The organism is Ruegeria sp. AB6, assembly GCF_056542685.1.
Window position 1 is genome coordinate 1 of sequence record NZ_JBQGAD010000030.1, and the last position, 3,237, is coordinate 3,237.

The following is a 3,237-nucleotide window of genomic DNA, read 5'->3' on the forward strand; positions in this document are numbered from 1 at the left end:
AGGGCGTCCAACATGAATCCGAATGTAATCCATTGCAGCACAAAGGTGAATCGCCAAACGCCAGATCGCACCAGTAAACTGGTCTATCCGATGCTCAAGGGACGCCAGGTCTTCTGAGGCATGCGCCAGTCGATCCCCTCAAGCAGTATGGACCTGTCGCGTTTTTGTGCCGCTCCAAGTGCTCGTTTAAACCACTTTCCGTTCGAAGGCGACGGGACTTTTCCAGCCCAGTGCTGAGTGTCGGCGGCGCGGATTGTAGAAGCCGTTGATGTATTCGAAGATGGCCGCTTCAGCCTGCCGTCGGGTTTGCCATGACCGCCGCCAGATCAGCTCAGCTTTGATCGTTTTGAAGAAGGTCTCGACGGCGGCGTTATCATAGCAATTGCCTTTGCCGCTCATCGACACTTTGAAGTCATGTTGGCGCAGGATCTTCTGATAATCGTGGGAACAGTATTGGCTGCCACGATCCGTGTGGTGGATGCAGTCCTTCGGTGGTGATCTGAAGGCGATAGCCATTCTCAGCGCCCTGATGGCCAGGTCTCGCTTCATCCGATTGCTAACAGCCCAGCCAATCACACGGCGGGAATGCAAGTCCAGAATGACGGCGAGATAAAGCCAGCCTTCACGGGTCCAGACATAGCTGATGTCACCAGCCCATGTCTTGTTCGGCTGATCCGCTGTGAAGTCCCGATCCAGTAGGTTGGGCGCGATATTGAACTTGTGATCGCTGTCTGTCGTGACCTTGTGCTTGCGTGTTCTCAACACGGATATGCCGTTCTGGCGCATCAGGCGACCAACGCGACGATGCCCCACAGCCAAACCAATTTCCTTCAACTCTTCAGTCATGCGCGGCCTGCCATAGCTGCCCAAACTGAGGCGTGACTGTTCTTTGATATGCGCCAGCGTGACCAGATCAGACCGCTGTCTGCGACTGGCAGGGCGGCTGCGGAAGGCACGCAGACCGCGTGCGCTGACACCGACGACATCGCATAACCGGTTGGCTGGAAAGCTGGCTCTGTGTTCTTCGATAAACCTAAATCTCATTGCTTTAGGCCCGCGAAGAACTGGGTGGCCTTTTTTAGGATTTCCCTCTCCTCCTTGAGGAGCCGGATCTCCCGTCGAAGTCGCTCATTCTCTTGAGCGAGGCTCAAATCCTCTTTGGAAACCACGTCTGTATCTCGGTGCGCTGTGATCCATTTGTTCAGCGTGGACATCCCGACACCTAGATCATCAGCCACCTGCTTGCGTGTTAGCCCACTGGTCAATGCGATACGCACCGCATCTTGCCGGAATTCGGCCGTCCGTTTCAGTCCCATAGTCAGTCTCCTTTGCTGCAGTAGATGCTATCAAAGGAGCGGCATCAAACCGTGACAGGTCCAATCTGAACCTAGCCTATCGGTGGTTCTGTCGGCTCGATCTGAACGACCGTGTGCCGGATCATTCCACATTCTCGAAGAACCGGCATGGGCGGTTCCGCGAAAGCGAACTGCTGCGCTACCTGTTCGAGATGACCGTGGCACACAGCATTGAGGAAGGCCTCGTCAGCGGTCAGCGTATGGCCATCGATGCAAGCTTGATCGAAGCCGATGCCAACAAGCAGAACTCAACGCCGAAGGAAGAGTGGGACGCCTCAACCGTTGATCCGACCGACGCGCCCCGCGCCGTCCGCGAGTATCTCGACACGCTGGACGAGGCTGCGTTCGGCGCTGCCAGCGAGGTTCAGCCCAAGTTCACATCGCATTCCGATCCGGCGAGCCAATGGACCGCAGCCCGCAAAGGCCCTGCATTCTTTAGCTATTCCGACAACTACCTGATCGATACAGATCACGGAGTTATCATCGACGTCGAAGCCACCAGATCAATCCGTCAGGCTGAGGTCGGATCGACCAAGACCATGTTGAACCGAGTAAAGGAACGGTTCGATCTGCATCCGGAGAGACTAATCGCGGACACCGCCTATGGCACCGGCCCACTTCTGGGCTGGCTGGTTGATCGCAAGATTGCGCCGCATATCCCGGTGTTCGACAAGTCCGGTCGCAATGACGGCACCTGGACCCGCGCCGACTTCGAATGGGATGCTGAGAATGACCAATACATCTGTCCCGAAGGTCACGCCCTCAAGCAGTTCCGCCGCAACTACTCAGACCCCAACCGCGGTCCGACGGGCAAGGGCACCGCTCGCTATCGCGCTCTGAAAGAGGTCTGTCAGGTCTGCCCATCGAAAACCAAGTGCTGCCCCAACGCGGATGCCCGCAAGATCAGCCGCGAAGAAACAGAAGACGCCCGCCAGGTGGCTCGAGACATTGCCAAGACCCGCCAGTACGACATCTCAATGAAGCTCAGAAAGAAGGTGGAAATGCTCTTCGCCCACCTCAAACGCATTCTCGGCCTGGGTCGGCTCCGATTACGTGGCCCATGCGGCGCAAACGACGAATTCCTCCTCGCCGCCACCGCCCAGAACCTCCGCAAACTGGCCAAGATCTTTCCCGCACCGCAGCAAACACGTAAAGCCTGATCAGAAAGGCACTCGCGCTCGGTTCAGCACACCACTTTCTGCGTCCGCAACACGTTGTTTTTCCACAGAATCGGCTCATATCCGACCCTCGCTGCGACAAGCCTGAATTGGTAGAATGAGCCGATTGTGTTGAAAAACTCAAAAATGCAAGAGGTTCGAGTTTTCTGCGAACCGGCGATCCGTCGATAAAGTCCAAAGCCAATATCGATGACAGTTGTTGAGATGCCCTCTGACGGCCAGAGTCAGATTTTGGCCGAACCCTAAGCTGAATAATCCTACCGGGCTTCTACGAGAAATTTTGGACTCGAATCTGCGCAAAATCGGAGTTTTTCAACAGTATCAGCCCGAAGCTGCCCTTGATCCCACTTCCGCCTTTCGCTCATGCAGCGGGCCGCAAACTGCGCAGAGCCGCCCTTGATGCGGTTCGAACCGACACTATGACTGCCTACAACTGCTGATGACCGCTCTGAGCCCATTTGGGGATAGCCATGGTTGGAATTGCCGCAACTGTGGCGCTGCTGTGGGTTTTGGCGCTCTTATAGGTCACACCCGATTTACGAAAGCTTGATAACTTGGTCGTTGATGTGCATTTGTGGTAACATCACGCAATGAAAGGGTACCAGCGCAATGCCTAAGAAGAGCAGTGCAACAGTGAGCCGAAATACCAGCTCCGGCAAATTCACAGTTCGCAAGAACGGTGGAACTGCGGCTGTTTACACAAC

The 3,237-nt window shown here is 55.6% G+C and carries 1 protein-coding gene and 1 pseudogene; one reads left to right on the forward strand and one right to left on the reverse strand.

Annotated features, from left to right (window positions below):
* Nucleotides 1-186: 186 nt before the first annotated feature.
* Nucleotides 187-1,316, reverse strand: a protein-coding gene (locus tag ACR0DB_RS22495; protein ID WP_480424262.1) for an IS3 family transposase whose coding sequence is annotated in 2 segments (ribosomal slippage) — nucleotides 187-1,073 and nucleotides 1,073-1,316 — 1,131 coding nt in all. Because the reading frame shifts where the segments join, the coding sequence is not laid out codon by codon here.
* 62 nt (nucleotides 1,317-1,378) lie between these two features.
* Here ACR0DB_RS22495 and ACR0DB_RS22500 point away from each other — a divergent pair.
* A pseudogene (locus ACR0DB_RS22500) lies at nucleotides 1,379-2,515 on the forward strand (IS1182 family transposase); the annotation flags it as partial.
* Nucleotides 2,516-3,237: the final 722 nt, after the last annotated feature.